This window comes from Marinagarivorans algicola (assembly GCF_001292705.1).
Taxonomy (GTDB): domain Bacteria; phylum Pseudomonadota; class Gammaproteobacteria; order Pseudomonadales; family Cellvibrionaceae; genus Marinagarivorans; species Marinagarivorans algicola.
In genome coordinates this window covers 1-20,306 of sequence record NZ_LGAK01000057.1, presented here as the reverse complement: position 1 = coordinate 20,306, position 20,306 = coordinate 1, and the positions used below count along the sequence as shown (strand labels likewise).

Annotated in this window: 15 protein-coding genes and 3 rRNA genes; 13 read left to right on the top strand and 5 right to left on the bottom strand. The window is 44.3% G+C overall.

Annotated elements, in window-relative coordinates; all coding sequences use genetic code 11:
* Nucleotides 1-273 precede the first annotated feature (273 nt).
* The 11 genes from AC438_RS14605 (at nucleotide 274) to AC438_RS14555 (ending at nucleotide 11,912) form a co-directional block, all read left to right on the top strand.
* Nucleotides 274-1,807: ribosomal RNA gene (locus AC438_RS14605) — 16S ribosomal RNA — on the top strand.
* Nucleotides 1,808-2,384: 577 nt separating this feature from the next.
* Nucleotides 2,385-5,257, top strand: a 23S ribosomal RNA gene (locus AC438_RS14600).
* A gap of 225 nt (nucleotides 5,258-5,482) precedes the next feature.
* A 5S ribosomal RNA gene (gene rrf, locus AC438_RS14595) occupies nucleotides 5,483-5,598 on the top strand.
* Together the 16S, 23S and 5S rRNA genes form the textbook arrangement of a ribosomal RNA operon.
* Before the next feature lie 380 nt (nucleotides 5,599-5,978).
* The gene (gene dnaX, locus AC438_RS14590) at nucleotides 5,979-8,048 is read left to right on the top strand and encodes a DNA polymerase III subunit gamma/tau (RefSeq protein ID WP_053981999.1); all 2,070 of its coding nucleotides are present in this window, start codon (nucleotides 5,979-5,981) and stop codon (nucleotides 8,046-8,048) included.
* Nucleotides 8,049-8,075: 27 nt separating this feature from the next.
* Nucleotides 8,076-8,408 (top strand): YbaB/EbfC family nucleoid-associated protein, encoded by a 333-nt coding sequence (locus AC438_RS14585; protein ID WP_053981998.1) that lies wholly within the window; start codon nucleotides 8,076-8,078, stop codon nucleotides 8,406-8,408.
* A gap of 20 nt (nucleotides 8,409-8,428) precedes the next feature.
* Nucleotides 8,429-9,022, top strand: a complete 594-nt coding sequence (gene recR, locus AC438_RS14580; RefSeq protein ID WP_053981997.1) for a recombination mediator RecR — start codon at nucleotides 8,429-8,431, stop codon at nucleotides 9,020-9,022.
* A 213-nt stretch (nucleotides 9,023-9,235) separates the two neighbouring features.
* A complete protein-coding gene (gene rnd / locus AC438_RS14575; RefSeq protein WP_082354189.1) occupies nucleotides 9,236-10,396 on the top strand; it encodes a ribonuclease D in 1,161 nt (386 codons plus the stop codon).
* Entirely contained in the window at nucleotides 10,393-10,710 is a 318-nt protein-coding gene (locus AC438_RS14570) for a YcgL domain-containing protein (protein ID WP_238376411.1), read from the top strand. Before rnd ends, AC438_RS14570 begins: the two co-directional genes overlap by 4 nt.
* Complete coding sequence (locus tag AC438_RS14565; protein WP_082354188.1) at nucleotides 10,707-11,222, top strand: YcgN family cysteine cluster protein; 516 nt, start codon at nucleotides 10,707-10,709, stop codon at nucleotides 11,220-11,222. Before AC438_RS14570 ends, AC438_RS14565 begins: the two co-directional genes overlap by 4 nt.
* A gap of 18 nt (nucleotides 11,223-11,240) precedes the next feature.
* Nucleotides 11,241-11,450, top strand: coding sequence for a SlyX family protein (locus AC438_RS14560; RefSeq protein WP_053981995.1), 210 nt, complete (start codon nucleotides 11,241-11,243; stop codon nucleotides 11,448-11,450).
* A gap of 18 nt (nucleotides 11,451-11,468) precedes the next feature.
* A complete protein-coding gene (locus AC438_RS14555) occupies nucleotides 11,469-11,912 on the top strand; it encodes a hypothetical protein (protein ID WP_053981994.1) in 444 nt (147 codons plus the stop codon).
* A 463-nt stretch (nucleotides 11,913-12,375) separates the two neighbouring features.
* Here the strand turns inward: AC438_RS14555 and AC438_RS14550 are convergent, their stop codons facing one another.
* The 5 genes from AC438_RS14550 to AC438_RS14525 form a co-directional block, all read right to left on the bottom strand.
* Nucleotides 12,376-12,843: a hypothetical protein gene (locus AC438_RS14550; RefSeq protein WP_053981993.1), complete on the bottom strand. Its 468-nt coding sequence runs from the start codon at nucleotides 12,841-12,843 to the stop codon at nucleotides 12,376-12,378.
* Nucleotides 12,844-12,852: 9 nt separating this feature from the next.
* A complete protein-coding gene (locus AC438_RS14545) occupies nucleotides 12,853-14,061 on the bottom strand; it encodes a hypothetical protein (protein ID WP_053981992.1) in 1,209 nt (402 codons plus the stop codon).
* Nucleotides 14,062-14,105: 44 nt separating this feature from the next.
* On the bottom strand, nucleotides 14,106-15,872 hold the full coding sequence (locus AC438_RS14540) for a TonB family protein (RefSeq protein WP_274377621.1): 1,767 nt from the start codon (nucleotides 15,870-15,872) through the stop codon (nucleotides 14,106-14,108).
* Between the two features lie 803 nt (nucleotides 15,873-16,675).
* Entirely contained in the window at nucleotides 16,676-17,512 is an 837-nt protein-coding gene (locus AC438_RS14530; protein ID WP_053981989.1) for a 6-pyruvoyl trahydropterin synthase family protein, read from the bottom strand.
* 246 nt (nucleotides 17,513-17,758) lie between these two features.
* Nucleotides 17,759-18,112 carry a DUF3135 domain-containing protein gene (locus AC438_RS14525; RefSeq protein WP_053981988.1) on the bottom strand — a complete coding sequence of 118 codons (354 nt, stop codon included), beginning with the start codon at nucleotides 18,110-18,112 and terminating at the stop codon, nucleotides 17,759-17,761.
* A 292-nt stretch (nucleotides 18,113-18,404) separates the two neighbouring features.
* Between AC438_RS14525 and AC438_RS14520 the strand changes: the two genes are divergently transcribed.
* Nucleotides 18,405-19,010, top strand: coding sequence for an NUDIX hydrolase (locus AC438_RS14520; RefSeq protein ID WP_238376409.1), 606 nt, complete (start codon nucleotides 18,405-18,407; stop codon nucleotides 19,008-19,010).
* 393 nt (nucleotides 19,011-19,403) lie between these two features.
* Nucleotides 19,404-20,306, top strand: a 903-nt coding sequence (locus AC438_RS14515; RefSeq protein ID WP_238376408.1) for a di-heme-cytochrome C peroxidase, incomplete at its 3' end; no start/stop codon positions are given.

The window sequence follows — 20,306 nt, the reverse complement described above, 5'->3', positions numbered from 1 at the left end:
AAAAAGCTTGCAAGGTAAAGAAAAGGGCGTATTATACGCCACCCCGACAAGGCGAAGCCGGTCGGATAGATAAGAAAGCCTTTGCGCACTTATCGTTTTTTAACAAGACAGATCAAGCAAAGCGTGTGGGCGCTTGTGTTATTTGAAGCACAAAAAATTAACGCAAGTGACCATATTGCAGTAATATCATGTATTAATGTTAATGAGTTATATTGCGTTCAAAAAGATTTAATTTCATCTGTCGCTTAGGCGATAAACGAAATTGCTATATTTAAACTGAAGAGTTTGATCATGGCTCAGATTGAACGCTGGCGGCAGGCCTAACACATGCAAGTCGAGCGCGAACGGTCTTCGGACTTATTAGAGCGGCGGACGGGTGAGTAATGCTTGGGAATCTACCTAGTAGTGGGGGACAACAGTTGGAAACGACTGCTAATACCGCATACGCCCTACGGGGGAAAGGGGGGGATCTTCGGACCTCTCGCTATTAGATGAGCCCAAGTCGGATTAGCTAGTTGGTAAGGTAATGGCTTACCAAGGCGACGATCCGTAGCTGGTTTGAGAGGATGATCAGCCACACTGGGACTGAGACACGGCCCAGACTCCTACGGGAGGCAGCAGTGGGGAATATTGCACAATGGGCGAAAGCCTGATGCAGCCATGCCGCGTGTGTGAAGAAGGCCCTAGGGTTGTAAAGCACTTTAAGCAGTGAGGAAGGCTATATGCTTAATACGCATGTAGATTGACGTTAACTGCAGAATAAGCACCGGCTAACTTCGTGCCAGCAGCCGCGGTAATACGAGGGGTGCAAGCGTTAATCGGAATTACTGGGCGTAAAGCGCGCGTAGGTGGCTTATCAAGCCAGATGTGAAATCCCCGGGCTTAACCTGGGAACTGCATTTGGAACTGGTGAGCTAGAGTACAGCAGAGGAGTGTGGAATTTCAGGTGTAGCGGTGAAATGCGTAGAGATCTGAAGGAACATCAGTGGCGAAGGCGACACTCTGGGCTGATACTGACACTGAGGTGCGAAAGCGTGGGTAGCAAACAGGATTAGATACCCTGGTAGTCCACGCCGTAAACGATGTCTACTAGTTGTTGGGACCCTTGAGGTTTTAGTGACGCAGCTAACGCATTAAGTAGACCGCCTGGGGAGTACGGTCGCAAGATTAAAACTCAAATGAATTGACGGGGGCCCGCACAAGCGGTGGAGCATGTGGTTTAATTCGAAGCAACGCGAAGAACCTTACCTACTCTTGACATCCTGATAATTCGCTAGAGATAGCTTAGTGCCTTCGGGAAATCAGTGACAGGTGCTGCATGGCTGTCGTCAGCTCGTGTCGTGAGATGTTGGGTTAAGTCCCGTAACGAGCGCAACCCTTGTCCTTAGTTGCCAGCACGTAATGGTGGGAACTCTAAGGAGACTGCCGGTGACAAACCGGAGGAAGGTGGGGACGACGTCAAGTCATCATGGCCCTTACGAGTAGGGCTACACACGTGCTACAATGGGCAGTACAAAGGGCCGCTAAGCCGCGAGGCCATGCTAATCCCATAAAACTGTTCGTAGTCCGGATTGGAGTCTGCAACTCGACTCCATGAAGTCGGAATCGCTAGTAATCGTGAATCAGAATGTCACGGTGAATACGTTCCCGGGCCTTGTACACACCGCCCGTCACACCATGGGAGTGGGTTGCACCAGAAGAGGCTAGTCTAACCTTCGGGAGGACGGTCTCCACGGTGTGATTCATGACTGGGGTGAAGTCGTAACAAGGTAGCCCTAGGGGAACCTGGGGCTGGATCACCTCCTTAAACGATAGCTTCTATAACATAAGTGCTCACACGCATTGCTTGATCTTATCTTGGTTAAAAAATCAGAAAATTAAATGTTTGTGCAAAAAAGCGCATTTCTTACTAAGCATTTAACTTTCTGATTTTTTTATCGCTAAATTTTATTGTTGTAGCAATACAGCAGTCATTGAAGCAATATTAAACAACAGAATTTACAAAGAATAAACCAACGCCCTAGCGGCTCGGTGCTTTTTAACAAGGCGGATGCGAAGTTGTAACAAATACAATTTAGCGCGATAGTATAATGTAGTTAATTTAAGCTACTGAGATTGCTGTTATTCGTAACGCATGATCGGTGGTAAAAAAGTAATAATGAGTTCAATCTCAAGCATGACCTATCCGGTGTTAAATATCGTTGCAAAAAATTCTCTTTGATCTTTTTATTTTCGCGAATAAAAAGTGAAACAGAGAACTATCTATCGCTAAAGTAGATAAGAAACGTGTGGATAAGGTGTTAAAACCTGTGCATAACAGCTTATTGAAACAGCAAATTAAGTCAAACGGTCGCTTATCTTTAACACAGTCTTTTGTGTTATATGGTCAAGTGACTAAGTGCACACGGCGGATGCCTTGGCAGTTAGAGGCGATGAAAGACGTAGGAGCCTGCGATAAGGCTAGGGGAGTTGGCAAGCAAACATTGATCCTAGCATTTCTGAATGGGGAAACCCACCCTTCGGGGTATCATGCACTGAATACATAGGTGTATGAGGCGAACCCGGGGAACTGAAACATCTAAGTACCCGGAGGAAAAGAAATCAAACGAGATTCCCTGAGTAGCGGCGAGCGAAAGGGGAACAGCCGATCATTATTGAAGTAGTGGAATCTACTGGAAAGTTGAGCGATACAGGGTGATAGCCCCGTACACGAAGCTTCAATAGTGACATATTAAGTAGGTCGGGACACGTGTTATCTTGACTGAAGATGGGGGGACCATCCTCCAAGGCTAAATACTCCTAACTGACCGATAGTGAACCAGTACCGTGAGGGAAAGGCGAAAAGAACCCCTGTGAGGGGAGTGAAATAGAACCTGAAACCGTGTGCGTACAAGCAGTAGGAGCTTTTCGAAGTGACTGCGTACCTTTTGTATAATGGGTCAGCGACTTAATGTATGTGGCAAGGTTAACCATCTAGGGGAGCCGTAGAGAAATCGAGTCTTAATAGGGCGTCGAGTCGCATGCATTAGACCCGAAACCCGGCGATCTATCCATGGGCAGGTTGAAGGTTGAGTAACATCAACTGGAGGACCGAACCCACTTATGTTGAAAAATGAGGGGATGACTTGTGGATCGGAGTGAAAGGCTAATCAAGCCGGGAGATAGCTGGTTCTCCCCGAAAGCTATTTAGGTAGCGCGTCACATCTTACCCTCGGGGGTAGAGCACTGTTTGGGCTAGGGGGTCATCCCGACTTACCAACCCCATGCAAACTCCGAATACCGAGGAGTACAATTGTGGCAGACAGACAGCGGGTGCTAACGTCCGTTGTCAAGAGGGAAACAACCCAGACCGCCAGCTAAGGTCCCTAATACCAGTTAAGTGGGAAACGATGTGGGAAGGCTTAGACAGCTAGGAGGTTGGCTTAGAAGCAGCCATCCTTTAAAGAAAGCGTAATAGCTCACTAGTCGAGTCGGCCTGCGCGGAAGATTTATCGGGGCTAAAACTGGTAACCGAAGCTGCGGATGCTCTTTGAGCATGGTAGGGGAGCGTTCTGTAAGCGGTTGAAGGTGAACTGAGAAGTTTGCTGGACGTATCAGAAGTGCGAATGCTGACATGAGTAACGATAATGGGAGTGAAAAACTCCCACGCCGGAAGATCAAGGTTTCCTGTCCAACGTTAATCGGGACAGGGTAAGTCGGCCCCTAAGGCGAGGCAGAAATGCGTAGTCGATGGGAAACAGGTTAATATTCCTGTACCGTTTATTACTGCGATGGAGAGACGGAGAAGGCTAGGCCAGCATGGCGTTGGTTGTCCATGTTTAAGGTTGTAGGCTGGGGGATTAGGCAAATCCGGTCCCCTAAGGCTGAGAGCTGATGACGAAGGTTTGCTTTGCAAACCGAAGTGGTTGATGCCCTGCTTCCAAGAAAATCTTCTAAGCTTCAGGTAATAAAGACCGTACTCCAAACCGACACAGGTGATCAGGTAGAGAATACTAAGGCGCTTGAGAGAACTTGGGTGAAGGAACTAGGCAAAATGGTACCGTAACTTCGGGAGAAGGTACGCCAACTCTGGTGATGGGACTTGCTCCCTAAGCTGAGGTTGGTCGAAGTGACCAGGTGGCTGCGACTGTTTATTAAAAACATAGCACTGTGCAAACACGTAAGTGGACGTATACGGTGTGACGCCTGCCCGGTGCCGGAAGGTTAATTGATGGGGTTAGCACTTGTGCGAAGCTCTTGATCGAAGCCCCGGTAAACGGCGGCCGTAACTATAACGGTCCTAAGGTAGCGAAATTCCTTGTCGGGTAAGTTCCGACCTGCACGAATGGCGTAACGATGGCCACGCTGTCTCCACCCAAGACTCAGTGAAATTGAAATTGCGGTTAAGATGCCGTATCCCCGCGGCTAGACGGAAAGACCCCGTGAACCTTTACTATAGCTTTGCACTGAACTTTGAGCCTACTTGTGTAGGATAGCTGGGAGGCTTTGAAACCATGACGCCAGTCGTGGTGGAGCCACACTTGAAATACCAGCCTGGTATGTTTGAGGTTCTAACTTAGGTCCCTTATCGGGATTGAGGACAGTGCATGGTGGGTAGTTTGACTGGGGCGGTCTCCTCCCAAAGAGTAACGGAGGAGCACGAAGGTGTGCTAATCATGGTCGGACATCATGAGGTTAGTGTAATGGCATAAGCACGCTTGACTGCGAGACGTACATGTCGAGCAGGTACGAAAGTAGGTCATAGTGATCCGGTGGTTCTGTATGGAAGGGCCATCGCTCAACGGATAAAAGGTACTCCGGGGATAACAGGCTGATTCCTCCCAAGAGTTCATATCGACGGGGGAGTTTGGCACCTCGATGTCGGCTCATCACATCCTGGGGCTGAAGCCGGTCCCAAGGGTATGGCTGTTCGCCATTTAAAGTGGTACGCGAGCTGGGTTTAGAACGTCGTGAGACAGTTCGGTCCCTATCTGCCGTGGGCGTTGGAAATTTGAGAAGAGCTGCTCCTAGTACGAGAGGACCGGAGTGGACGAACCCCTGGTGTTCGGGTTGTGTCGCCAGACGCATTGCCCGGTAGCTACGTTCGGACGGGATAACCGCTGAAAGCATCTAAGCGGGAAGCCTCCTTCAAGATGAGATTTCCCTGGGGTTTAACCCCCTAAAGGGCCGTTGAAGACTACGACGTTGATAGGCTGGGTGTGGAAGCGTTGTGAGGCGTTGAGCTAACCAGTACTAATTGCCCGTGAGGCTTGACCATATAACAGAAATGATTGTGTGGCTGTTTGATTTAATTAAACAACGATATTGAATATCGGATAGATCAGCGAGATTGACTGATTATTACGCAAAAAAAACTACAAAATACGACATGATTGCGCTAAAGTATCACTTCGCAACCGTCAGCTATTCGGTTGATTGCTGCTGTACCGATGATGAAAAACATCACATCACGGACCTAAGACACCAATCACCAACCAGTTTTCCTGACGACAATAGAGCATTGGAACCACCTGAACCCATACCGAACTCAGTAGTGAAACGATGTATCGCCGATGGTAGTGTGGGGCTTCCCCATGTGAGAGTAGGTCATTGTCAGGTCTTATTACAAAAACCCCCTTCGAAGCGATTCGGAGGGGGTTTTTACTTTCTGGTGATCTTATTTTTTTAAAACACTTTCATAACAAGGCGGAATACATATGAGCATGCAGTCGCCTCCATATAATAGTGCATTAGCGCCTGATTTCGGTGTCTCGGAACAGTTTCGTTTTTTTACCCTAAACAAACAGTATGCTTTATTTATGCTGTGGACTAGTCAGCTCTTGCCATCATCACATATTGCAATTTACGCATAAGATCTTTTAACGGATAGGTTACTGTACGTAGCTTGCAATATTATTTAGTCGGTCTAGTGGAGTAAGTTCGCTATAATGAGCAATTCAATTTAACGGCGCTCTGCGCATTGATGCAAGGTAAAGTAAGTGAGCTATCAAGTTTTGGCGCGTAAATGGCGCCCACGTATATTTCGTGAAATGGTTGGCCAAGAGCATGTGCTTAGAGCGCTAATCAATGCTCTCGATCATAATCGCCTTCATCATGCCTATTTATTTACTGGCACACGTGGAGTTGGTAAAACAACGATTGCCCGTATTTTAGCGAAGTGCTTTAACTGCGAGGTGGGAGTCAGCTCCGAGCCTTGTGGTGAGTGTTCCTCGTGCCTAGAAATCGCACAAGGGCGTTTTGTTGATTTGATTGAGGTAGATGCTGCATCACGCACACGTGTTGAAGATACGCGTGAATTGCTTGATAACGTTCAGTATGCGCCAACGCGTGGCCGCTATAAAATTTATTTGATTGATGAAGTGCATATGTTATCAACGCATAGCTTTAACGCGTTGTTAAAAACACTTGAAGAGCCGCCCGAGCATGTAAAATTTTTGTTGGCAACAACCGACCCGCAAAAACTGCCCGTAACTATTCTTTCACGTTGCTTACAGTTTAACTTAAAAAACATGTCTCCCGAGCGCATCGTAGCTCATCTTCAATTCGTTTTAGGTAAAGAAGGCATTCCTTTTGACGAGTCGGCTCTTTGGCAATTAGCGCGTTCTGCGGATGGTAGTATGCGCGATGCTCTGAGTTTAACCGATCAAGCGATTGCGTTTGGAGCAGGCAAAGTCGCCGATACCGATGTAGTGGCAATGCTCGGAACTATTGATCATCAATTGATTGAGCAGCTTATAAGGGCTTTAATCGCTAACGATGGTCCTGCTGTACTCAAAGCGATTGCTGCTTTCTCTGATCATGCCCCAGATTACTTTGGTGCATTAGGGGATTTAATTACATTTTTGCATCGTATTGCAATTGCTCAAGCCATGCCCGAAGCGCTCGATAATAGCTATGGTGATCGTGCGATTATTTTAGAGCTTTGCCAAATGTTACCGCCTGAAGATGTGCAACTTTTTTATCAAACGGCATTAATTGGGCGTCGAGATTTAAACTTATCACCTGAGCCGCGTGCGGGCTTAGAGATGATACTGCTACGCATGCTAGCCTTTAAACCACAGGGTATTGCTGATGTGCCCACAACATCTTTACCCATGGAGACACTTGCGCTTAAAGCAACGGCGGACTCATCAGTGAATACGAATATCACTCAGGATGGATTAGGTGCAGAGCTATCAAGCGTGGCAATAAAAAGCTCCGACGTAGCCGATAGCTCTCAGGTTGATAGCTTAGTATCGCCAGCAAATGGGGCTGAAGTGATGCCCCCAGAGAGCACTGTAACCGCCGCCACAGTAGAGCAGTCACCTGAAAAGGTTGAAGGTTTGGTGCCAAATAAAGCGTCTACAACTCTTGATTACGCAAGAAATCAAGACGCACCTGCATCAAGCCCAGCCCCTCCGTGGGAGTTGCCGAGTCAGGTATCTGAAGTTGAAGCTGAAAAAAATCATTCAACCAACAATAAGCCGGTAGAGCAGGGAGTAAGCGATACAGCAAAAAAGTCCCTTGAGGCGCTATTAAATGCGCCAGGTTTAGAGGGACTTAAGTCAGCCTCTCAAATATCAGCCCCTAAAGATAAAAAAACAGCGCAAATACAAAGTACAGTTCAGCCCTTAGCTAATGCTCCCAAAGACGTCGCTAAGATAGAGCCTGGGCATTGGCTAGCTATTTATGATGGACTGGGAGTTAAAGGGGTATTGCAAAGCACTGTGGCCAATTGTTTATTGGTTAATGTTACGGGTAACCAGCTGTACTTCTTATTAGATCAAGATAAAGGCGCATTGTTTGATGATTCACACAGGCAGCGTTTTAATGATTTGCTCAATGATTATTTTGGCGAGGCAGTGAAAGTGCATATTGACTTAGCGGCGTTAGACCCTAGCGCAATGACACCGGCAATTTATGCAGATACCCTGCGGCAACAGGCGCTAGCGAATGCAGTTGAAAAGATGAAACAGGAACCGCTAGTTAAAGACCTGCAAGAACATTTTAATGCAGTACTCGATCTAAATTCGGTAGTGGTCGAGAAGAATAATACTCACTGTACGTAATAATTTTACTTTCTGAGGAGAATAAATATGAATGGTCTTGGCGATATGATGAAGCAGTTGCAAGATATGCAATCGCAAATGCAAGAAAATATGGAAAAGAATCAGCAAGCATTGAACGAGCTTGAAATTGAGGGCAGTGCCGGAGCGGGCTTAGTAAAAGTGATTATGAATGGTCGTCATGATGTAAAGCGCGTTGCGATTGATGACTCTCTAATGGTTGAAGATAAAGAAATGCTGGAAGATTTATTGGCTGCTGCAGTCAATGATTGTGTACGTAAAGTTGAGCATGAGAATAAAAAAATAATGGGTAATTTGACCGGTGGCATGCAGATGCCACCAGGTTTTAAAATGCCATTTTAATCGTATAAATAGGATAACCTGTGTATAGCCCATTAATTAGCCAGCTCATTGAGTCATTGCGTATACTACCTGGTGTAGGTCCGAAGTCGGCTCAGCGCATGGCCTTGCAGCTGTTAGAGCGTAACCAAGCAGGTGCGAAACGCCTTGCCGATGCTCTCATGCTCGCGTGTGAAAAGGTAGGGCGATGTGCAACGTGCCGCACTCTCACGGAAGAGAGTCAGTGTAGCTTATGTAAAAGTCAAAAGCGTGACGGCTCAATACTGTGTGTTGTAGAGATGCCAGCCGATGTGTTTGCTTTAGAGCAGTCGGGTACTTACTCGGGCAAATATTTTGTCTTGATGGGCAAACTATCCCCCATTGATGGTATTGGTCCTAAAGAGTTAGGGTTAGACCTATTGCTACAAAAAATGCTCGAGCCTGAGTTACAAGAAATTATTGTAGCAACAAATCCCACAATGGAGGGCGAAGCCACAGCGCACTACATTGCCGAAATGGCAAAACGTAACAACATTACAGTATCCAGAATTGCTCACGGGGTACCTTTAGGCGGCGAACTAGAATACATTGATGGAGGTACTTTAGCGCATGCCTTAGCTAGTCGAAGAGAGATTTAGTTAATATGTTATATGGTTGGTCGTTATAAAGCGCTCTATGATTTTGTGTTCATTCCTCTCTTATGTTGCTGGGGCTGGGCGTCTTATAAGTGCTTAATACCTCGAAAATAACCCTTATGAGTGCTAGTCATATTTACAAAAGGTTATATATGGCGATATAAAATAATAGCGACATAAATAATCATGGCTATAAAGCCTAATAGAGAGTAAATAATGTCAAGTGTACAGTCCTTATTGCGACAGCCAATAATACATATTTCCGATAATAATACGTTAGCGCATTATTGTGAGCATTGGTTGCGGTGCCGTCTTCTAGCTATTGATACGGAGTTTATGCGGGTCGATACTTACTACCCTATTGCTGCCGTTATTCAAGTGAATGATGGCCAAGCTAATTATTTAATTGACCCCCTTTGTATTACTCAATGGAGCCCGTTGACACAAGTCATGGCGTGCGATGATGTTATTAAAGCTTTCCATGCTTGCTCGGAAGATTTAGATGTATTTAATAATTTGCTGGGTGTTCTGCCGGTTAAATTGTTTGATACTCAAATTGCAGCCGCCTTATTAGGTATTGGAGCCAGTGTTGGATATGGCAACCTAGTCAATGAGTGCTTAGGTGTACTTTTACCAAAAGGTGAAACACGCTCTAATTGGTTAGTAAGACCGTTAAGTGATGGCCAAGTACATTATGCGGCATTAGATGTTGATTATTTGTTTGAACTTGCAAGCCTGCTTGAAAAAAAGCTACAAGATTTGGAGCGGGAAAGTTGGTTGTACGAAGAGTGTGAAACGGCCATTTTCAACTATCAATCCAATTTAGATCCTGCTAGTAGCTTTTATAAGTCAAATAATACTTGGCGCTTGGATGCTAAGAGTTTAGTACTGGCTAAGCAATTATTTGAATGGCGAGAAAATACAGCTCGAGAAAAAAATATCCCTAAGACACGTATTATAAAGGACGCGCAAATTTTCGAAGTTTTATCACGAATGCCCAGCCAGCTTTCAGATCTTAAGAATATTGGCTTACACGATAGTACAATCCGGAAGCTAGGTAAAAGCATTCTTGAAATTGTTAGTGGTGAGATAACCGAAGATATGCAGCTGACGGTCAGGACTACTGCTTTGCCTTTGACAAAATCTGAACGTGATAAAGTCAAAAAAATGCGTGGATATGTGACTGAGCTTGCACAACAACATGCCATAGCACCTGAAGTGTTAATCAAAAAAGCGGTATATCAAGATATTGCTCGCAATTTAACAGCTGATCTTACATATTTGGAGGCTTTACAGCAAAGTACAAAAGGTTGGCGGCAAGCATTTCTTAAGTCTCTGTGCCCACCTGTTGACCCTGTTAACATAGACTCAATATGAGTAATAATGTCATGAGAAGTAAAAAAATAATTTGTAATGTTTACCGAAGCAAAAAAAAAGACGAACTGTATCTTTACGTGCCTAAAGCAAGTGGGCTGAGTACTGTGCCTGAGGCTTTACTGAGTATGTTTGGCTCACCTGAATTAGCTTTTTCTTTATTGCTAACCCCAGAGCGTAAATTGGCCAAAGAAGATATTCAAAAAGTTTTTGAATCGTTGGATAAAGAAGGTTTTTATTTACAATTACCGCCAGTTAAGCAAGATGATTATATGCAGGAAATTAATCGTCATAACCATAAAATGGCTGATCAATGATAAAACCTAAGCGTGCGACCATCACAAAAAAACTCAATAATGAAGTGGTTAATCAGCAGACGAAAGATAAGCAGTGGTGGCATGATGGCCTTGAACCTTTAAATGAGGAGCAGTGGGAGGCTTTATGTGATGGCTGTGGGTTATGCTGCTTACATAAACTACAGGATGATGACACTGATGAGTTTTATTACACAAGTTTATCGTGTGATTTGCTCAATACAAAAACGTGTGAGTGTACGGATTATGCCAATCGGTTTGCAAAAGTTCCTGAGTGCTTGAAACTGACCAAGAAAAACTATCGTGAGGCACTACCTTGGTTACCGAATAGTTGCTCTTATAAGCGTGTAGCGAATGGGCAAGACTTGCCGCGCTGGCATCATTTACGTGCGGGTAATAAAGCGCTAATGCATAAGCATGGCATGTCGGTGACTGATAGGGTACAGCATGCAAAAGGTATCGCTGAAGATGATTATCAGGAATACGTATTACAATGGGTTGATGGCGAAAGCTAGTGAAATAGGAGTATGGGTATGAATGATGATATTGCGGATTTGCAATTGCGCGTGAGCTTTCAGGATGAAGCAATGATTAAATTAAGCGATCAAATTGCATTGCATGATAAAGAGTTAAGGGAAGCTAAGCTGCAAATTAAAATGCTGCGCGAAAAGCTGATGGATGTATCACATGAAATAGATCAAATGTCGCCGACTCAAAAAAACGAAAGGCCCCCACATTATTAAGCGAGAGATAGTAGAAGCATGTTTTCGGAATCTGAATATATTAATGGTTGGTTAGTTTATGGTATGGGGGTAATTATTGGTCTTTGGTGTTGGTGGTACTTGATGTATAAGCTGCCATTAAAATATTTAAGACCTGCTTTGTTTGGAGCGATGACTGCAATGCTAGTCATGCCTTGGCCAACCAGCGATGGCAGTGCTTTTTTGGCACCTGCTTGGATTATTGCGGGTGCAGAAGGCGTATTTGAAGGTGTAGAAGCTTTTTGGCGTGCAGGTATACCCATGCTAATTGCTGTAGCTGCAGGCACTATGATGGGTGTTGTATTGCAAATATTGTGGTTGTTAGTAAGAGGAGTACCTCATGAGAATACCGAATCAACATCGGAGCTAAATGATCAAGGCCAAGGCGCTAAAATCAAAGCGGCAAGACTTAAGGCTCAAGCGTTAAAAGCCCAGCAAGTTTAAAAATATTAGTCACTACTCAGAAATGCCGAAATTGGGTACTCATAAATCACGGACTGGGCCGTCGAAGCCATTGGCGACGTTCTGCGCTTCGGCTTTGTGCTTCTGTAAAGTCTAACCTTGTATATCTCTATGCAGATGTAAAAGTCTAATAGTGTATATTATTATGTGGTAGGTGTAGGGTTTACTCTTTGCTCGGCCTAATCTTAAATGCCTAGAAATAATCCATTATTACCTTATTAGGTGAGTCTTGTCAGCTTGGCTAAAAAGTGTAAATATGAATGAAGGCTAGGGCTGGATCGCTATAGGTTTTAGCCGTTATGCATGATAGAGTAAGGCGAAGAGCATGCGTTAACGATAGCCGCTCAAAGTTGCTTATTGCATACAAGCACGAAAACTAGTTTCTAGAAGCATAAAAAAAGGCGCTAACATTAGCGCCTTTTTTAGCAGTGATGAATCAGTAATGTTATTTTTTAACAGTGTACAGTGTACGTACACCGTCTAACAGTATTTGCTGAGTACCGCCATCAATACTATCGTTACCGGTATCGACTAAGCCAACAGCATAAGGAGTGCTAGCGACGTAATCGATAAGCTCTTGCGGATTAGCAATATAGGTAGGTGCTTTACCTTTACCCGTAAAAATCTGCTTAGACCAGTGCGATTTAAACTTACTGGGTGTCATGCGCATTACATCTTTGAAAAAAATTGTCGCAGCTTTACTATCGAGTTCTAATAATACGAGCTCTGATTTTTTTTTCTTGCTAAGCTTAGCTGATTTATCCAAGAAAATTTCACGGATATCATCTGATGTTAGGTTCTGAGCGGTAACACTCGGATGGCCAATAACAACAATGTCTGCATAGCAGAGACTTACAGCAAAACTGCTAGCGAATATTAAGCCTGTGAGGGCCTTGCGAAATAACGGTTTCATTATAACTCCTTAAAATACGAGATCTACACCAAAGCGTAAAAGGCCATTGGTGATGTCATCATTAGGGTTAGCTGGGTCGGGAGTCGAAACCGAATCGTATTGGATTTTTAAGGCTGCGCCAGGTTCAAAGTCGTATCGAATACCAAATGTAATAGTGTCACTGGTTACACCTAGTAGTTCACTGATACCATCCAGTACAGCAGCTTGCTCCGCAAACTGTGGAGTTAGTGTCAGGTTAATAGGTTTTGCAAGATCTACATAGACATCATCTGCTCTAGAGAAAGTGGTAAAGATACTTGCACTACCAATATTGACACCTGCTGTTGCTAAGTAACGTCGTTGCTCGGCCGAAGGTCCTTTATCATAGGTAAGGTTGGTACCTTCTACTACACCAAAAACATATTCACCATCGTACTTTAAGCCTGCAGAAACAAAGGTTGCACGTGTTTCTTCGATATCTGAAATCTCAGTCCTGATACCTGCAACAATATCATCAAAACCTTGACCTTGGGTTGCGGCGATAGCAGCGTCAAAAAACTCGTTCATAGTTGCCCCTTTCAGTGCAGGTATCGCTATGTCTAAGAAGTTTTTGACAGAAAGTGTTGCATTATGTGCACTTAAGCGCAGGGCAAAATCGCCTAAACCAAAGGTAGTTACCAAGCCTACGTGGTTTCGAGTTTCTGTATCAATAGCTTGACCGGTATCACCCAGAACAAAGTCAGTACTGACTGAGCCATAGTAGGCTTGTACATCTAAATTGACCGTATCAAACAGTGAGGTATTGTAAAATAAATCAATACCTTCAATGTTATCAAACTGAACAGAGTAAACCTCATCCGATGGGGCGATACCCGGGTAGGCATAACCTACCTCAAGGAAGTCAGAAGAGAAGTAGAAAGGGGTACGGAATTTACCCATACGGACACGAAAACTACTTGTGACCTCATAGGCAATGTAGCCCCAAGAGAGATCGGTGGCGTAATCGTTTTCGCCTCGGCTTACAAGCTGACCAGTCATACTTAGTTTATCACTAATATCGGCACTGGCTTGAAGGCCAAATAGTGTGTCATTTTTGAAAGTAGCATCTTTTTCGTAGCCACGAATAGGCTCGTCAGTGGCTACACCGCCGACGGCACTTAAGAAGCCATTGAATTGAATGTCTGCATAACTGGCGGGTGCCAGTAAGGCGACGCTCAGTAATAATGGAGGATAACGCATGGAAACTCCTATGAGTCAAAGTAAAGGTAAGGTAAGGGCTTTATTTAAGGTTTAAAGGTATGCTGATATTCAAACACTACATTATCATCCGTTGACATTATAGGAAATGGTGCAGCGGCTTTCGCGCCATCAATAATGGCTTGGTTGAACTCTGCGTGACGAGAGCTTTTTACTATTTTTATATCTTTAACAAAACCTTGTGTATCTAAAGTAATCTCGGCGGTTACTTTACCGCGTAAGTTTAGGCTTTTTGCCCAATAGGGATATTTAATATTGCCTTTTAAATAGCCACGCAAATCATCTAAAGAGGTGATTGATTGATTACCCTGTTTGGGGAGATAGGCTTGCACGCGTGCAGAATTTACTAAACCGTTATCTTGCAATAGCGCCGGAGCTGATGGGCGTATTGGTTTTTTTGATAAAGAAAACGTATGCTGATAGGTAAATACTTTCGATTCGTCTTGTAATAGAGGTTGTAGTTTCGCACTAAGAGGCAAGCTTTTTTGTATCGCTTCAACAATGGCATCACCTAACAAGCCAGCCTGTTTTGGTTTGATGCTAATTATATTGGCTTCTTCTAGGGTCGGGTTAAGTGTAAACGACACATTCACTGAGCCTTCTTGACCAAATTGCTTGGCCCAAGAGGGGTATTGTACATTTTTAAAGATAGCGGTATTCACCTGCCACTCTAATAAGGCGCTTTTTTGCTGATTGGTTAGTGTGGGTGCGCGCTTAGGTTTGCTTGCAACAGGCTTGACCGGTTCTGGCGTGGCTTTTTGTATAGCTACTTGCTCAGCCTCGGGTTGCTCTGTCGTCTTTTCTACTTGGGGTGGATCGTTTTGTAATGTGGCTGTGTCGTTGGTTGCATCGTTATCCGCGCTTTTTGATTTAAGGGTGGCGGCAGCAATAGTGGTGGTCACAGTCTCAGTAACAATAGGTACGCCAGCATTAGGTGCGGCAGTAATGGGGGTTGCAATATCGGTGCTAGGAGCTTTGAGTATGACCACAGGTTTCTCTATGGGCGGTACTTTTTTGTTGCTGCTGGTAGGCTTACTGGCAACGACAACCGTTTTTACATCTTCTTCGGCGAGTTCGGCGGTTGATTGTTCATCGTCTTTTTGTTTTTGCCAAGTAGTGAGAAGCCCCATGCGATCAGAGGCAGGCTCTAATGTTTTGAATTTATCAACTAAAGCCGTGTTATGTTCGCCGCCATGACCTGCCAGCATTGCGTTTTTAAATTGCCGTGATGGAGGTATGGGGCCAACCCAAACGCGCGCAAGGTAATTAAACAAGCTTTTGCCTGGAGCTGTCAGCGCATGCGCACTATTGATACTGATTTGTGTATTTTGGCCGTCAAAGAGGATATCAATATTATCGCCTTTGGTTAATCGAGTTTCGGCTAGCTGTGTGAATTTTATGAGGGCCGGCATAACTTCTTTTGGAACAGTTGCTTTGGCATTGTTAGTCGCTAGTTCTCGCTGCCATACCAAGCTATAGCTGTGTGATGTCCAGCGAGAGGTGACAACTTTTAAGCTGTACTGTGCGGGGCTATTTTGCTCTTCGCACTGTTTGGCTTCAGTGCAACTAAGGGTGCTGTAATGAGCCACTATGTAATAATCTTTGCCCATGTGGTTGTAGGTGCCTATACCATTTAGCGGCATGTTAGCTTCAGCATAAGTGTTTATAGATATTATGCTGCCTATAGTAGCCACACAAACAGCGCGAATGCTGGTCGTATGAATGGATAATATCGCTAGAGCAGCGGCAATCTGCTTATTGCTTATTTTCTGTAAATTGTGCAATAGGTGCATCATATTAATTAACATCTGGTTGGGCGATAGCTGAAGTTTCGTGAAACAAGTGCTTTGGTTTGTTGACAATAGCGCCACTATAACAAAAAATGTGAGAAAACAAACGGCTGTTTGAATGCGGCAGTCGTGTTCGTGGCTTTTTTTGGCGCTCAGGGTTGTACATCGTAAATATTTCCCCGTGATTTGAGTTATACGCGTTAAGGTTCATGGAATTTAGTTGCCTAGATGTGCAGTAAAAATACTGACAAATGAGCCGCGCCGGTAATTGCTACTGAGCTTATTGGTAAGGCCCGCCTATCCATTTCATCTTTTCCTAGTGGCTTTATGCCACCTACCGTATGACTTTTATGCATAAAAAATCACTTTTTTGTGATGTGGTTTTTAAAGTGTAGCAAAAATGATGGAAAGTAAAATTTTATGTTATTGACAAGCTAAGTCAGTAACATTGGACTTAAAGCAGAGGATGTCTTTGAAGGGCGACTCAGGCGTATTTTATTTTTGTGATTCAGTGCTCTTTTTGAAAGGTTTTCTGCGCGCAGTGTACTTTACTGTAATTAATTGATGGGATAGTTTACTTGTAATCGGTTGCATGTACGCACTCAAGGTTACGATATAGGCTAGAGTTACGATATAGACTGGCCCCTATATGATAAAAGCTTATAGGTCTTTTCTTTTAAGGCTACCACGTTTAAGGTTATCGTGATTTTAAGTTGGTAGCTCCATGGCCTGCCGTCATCAAGTATGGCCAATTGAGTTAAGCCTTATGTCCTTATTATAGCTTTATCAAATGCGCTGCCGCGCTATTAAAGCTCGATAATAGCGCCTTTACCAATACCCTCAAAGGCTTTAACTGTAAAGCACTGGTTCGGCATTTCTTGCTTTAATACCTGAGCTATATGCTCCGCAATAAGTTCTACAGTGGTATCGGTTTGCATCATATAGCACTGTTTTTTGGGTAGACTTAGAGTAAAGCGACCTTGTTGGGCTTGATATTCAAATATCCAGTTGTGTTGCGTTTCGCCACAAATATCCTCTTGAGTGCCAATGTAAATATCTTTAAATGTGTTGGCCCAGCGTTGCATTAGCTGTGGGCTAAGCTCTCCATCTTTCCAAATTAATAACTGAGAACGGTGGCCGTGAGCAATACGCTGGCAGTTACCTAGGTGCTTTTTAAGGCCATGGCTGTAGTGGTAGCTGGGTGTATTGATTTGTTCAGGCGTGAAGCTTAGCTTGATATTAGCCACTGTTTTACCAAAAGCATGTATTAGTTGTCCTTCACACCAGCGTGCAACGGTATCAGGATTAATTGTTTGGGCTTCTATTAAGGTAACAGCTTGGGCTGGGGAGTGCATTTGAACGCTGTCCCCGTTATTTAAGGTGAAGGCGATATTAGCTTCACTGGTGCCAGTGAGTGTGCTGTAGCCTGAGAAATGAGAGGGGATGAGTAAGCGGTGATCTAGCTCGGTATCGAGCCAGTCGCGCAAGTGTTTTTTTACGATGCCAAAATCACACACCATACCCTGCTCATCTAGCGTACCAGTAAGCTCAATATGTGCGAGCCATGTTTCACCCAATAGCCCGCGCGCAGGACATAAATAACTGAAATCTACATTTGTAAGGTTATCGACAAACAGGCGCATGGAGTACTCTTGGTTGAAAGCAGTAGTGAGCTACGGCTTGTGAAAAATTAAGCCGGTATTTTACCTTACTTCATTACGTGAATGGCTGAAATTTGAATTTTTGAGCTTTATTGTTTATGTAAAAGAGAGGCTTAAGCCTTCGCATATTGCATTTTGATGGCTGGGTGAGCCTTTTTATTGTGGTGTAGTACGCGAGATGCACAGCTCATTGATAGCCATACATCTACAGTGCTGAGAGGTGAGAGATTACCATTCAGTGCTGGCGGTTTGAGGGAAGCGTAAAATACTGACAGCAGCAGGTTGGCCACTTTGTGTATTTGGTTTTTTTTCTAGGTCGGGTTGTTGGTTAAGTGCATTATTCAGCTCATAAACAGAGTCGAACATCATTTGAGAGATAGCAATGCAGGCGGCCATAGGTGTTTTGCTGGCGCGGCGTTTGGCATCTATTTGAAACTGCAAGCCACGAAGACGGCGCTGCATATTGTTAGGTGCTGATGCAATTAAAGCTTCAACTTCATGCTGGCGAAGCACCTCTAGTGCATCGGGGTCTTCTTTGGCAAGCCTAAATAGCTCATCCGTTGTTGGCCACTGAAAATCCATGGTCATACCTCTCTAAAAGTCATATTTTTATGAGCTATAAAGCCTCTTTTTGGCGCTTAATAGTCTCTTTGATCAAAAAATATGCTATCAGCTAGGGGGAGCTATGTGTATGAGGCTTTATATATCAAATATACATAAGTAGTATTAACAGGCTTTAGCTCGCGATGCATGAATGGGCGAATATGACAAAGTGTGACCATATTCTCGCGGTGAAAGCGACAAATCCGAGGTGATGTTAAAAAATATACAATGCAATGACGTTTTTTTGGCATATAAAAAGGTAGGGGGATCAGTGTCTAAAGAAGGGTACACTTCACAAGATGATATTGTTATATCGACCTATAATGGTGAAGCTGCTGTGTTATTAGCCGTCCGTGAGCACGGTGGTGAGCAGCAAATTTTGCTAACACGGCGCTCTAAGCGCATGAATAGTCACAGTGGCGAGGTGGCATTGCCCGGTGGCAAATGGGAGCCGAGCGACCAAAATTTGAGAGCTACAGCATTACGTGAGGCAGAAGAGGAGGTCGGTTTATCCCCGCAAATAGTGACCGATATTAAACCTATGGCTGCACGTTTTACTCGTCAAGGGACTAAAGTAACGCCTTTTTTTGGTCGAGTACCGCCGATATTGTCGCTACAGCCTTGCGAGTACGAGCTCGAGTCATTATTTTGGCTTCCTCTCGATATTGTTTTAAATGATGAACGGGTTCAGACGGATATTTTTACCGTTGATCGCTTAGAGTACTGGGCGCCAGTATACCGTTACAATGGGTATAAAATCTGGGGGTTTACTGCTCGGCTACTTGTTGATTTGGCCAACCGCTTTTTTTGCAGCGGCGCATCGTCAAAAATTGTACGACAGTCTCTGGCTTACGCTAAACCTGAGGTGATTTTTTAGTATTTGCCGGGCAATGAGGAGCGTCTACGAAGCACTTATTTGATGGCGCTGCTTTGTTTAACTGCGTTTTTGGTGAACTTTAGCGCTTGGTGCGGTCATTGTTATGTGCCTTTGCTTAATTTTTACATGAACGCATGTGGCTTTGATGAGCTATATAGTTAACATTGACTATTTAAGCTCTAGATCACTAGTAAAAGCAAAGGCTGCCTTTATTTCCGGTATTCATTTTTTGGTGCCTTATCACTGTTTCCCCTTAGAAATCTTGTGTCCTATATCTTCTATTTTGGTGTTTTTTAAGGGCTGTGGCGCAATAATCATCTTTCTGTAATGGTTTTTCACCTTTACAGCTTTTAACCTTGATGCCTGATAATTAGTTTCTTGGGATAAGAAAAGATGAATGTTAAGTTGGGTAAGTTAGCACTATTGAGCCTAGTCGCCACTGGGTTTCTAGCCGGATGTACGGGAGAGCCCGAATATTTGGATCAAAATTGGACCGAAGAAAATCAGCTTCGCGACAAGTTTTACACCACATCACAAGGAAGTCAGTTAATTCCTTATGAGTGGTTTTTTGCGTTAGAAAATGCAAAAAGCCATAAGCTAATTTCTTCGCATGAAGAGATTAGCTTATTAGGCTACCTCCCTGACTACGCGCCAGACCCTTTGACTAACCCTGACGGTTTGCCTGTGGGCTTTGTAAAAGATGAAGACCCTAAAACAGGTGATTGGCTCGGCGTCAACTGCGCAGCTTGTCATACCGCGCAGTTGGTTTATAACAACCGTGTTGTACGCATTGATGGCGCACCGAGTATGGGTGACTTCATTAAACTCTACCGCACAGTTCGTAACTCGTTACATGCGACTTTGGCCGATAGGAACAAATTCAAGCGCTTTGCTCGGCGCTTAGGGCTTAATGCTTCGCAGAGCAGTAAAGTTCGTACCGAAATGAGAGCGATAGTCAAAGAGCTTAATGGCACCATTGAGCGCGGTGTTTCTAAAGATCATGAGCCAGGTTATGGCCGTGTTGATGCTTTTAGTGGTATTCGTAACGAAGTTTTTCAGCACGATTTAGGGATTAAAGAAAATTTCCGCCCTTCTATTGCCCCTGTAAGCTATCCCTTTTTGTGGGGCACACCTGATCTACAAGCGGTTCAGTGGACCGGTAATGCAGACAACCCCTTTGGCCGCAATGCAGGTCAAGTCCTGGGTGTGTTGGGTCGTTTAGATCTCAAAAACCCAGCCACACTGTTTGAGTCGTCTATTCGTCGTGATAATGTCTTTTTAATGGAGCAATGGGTG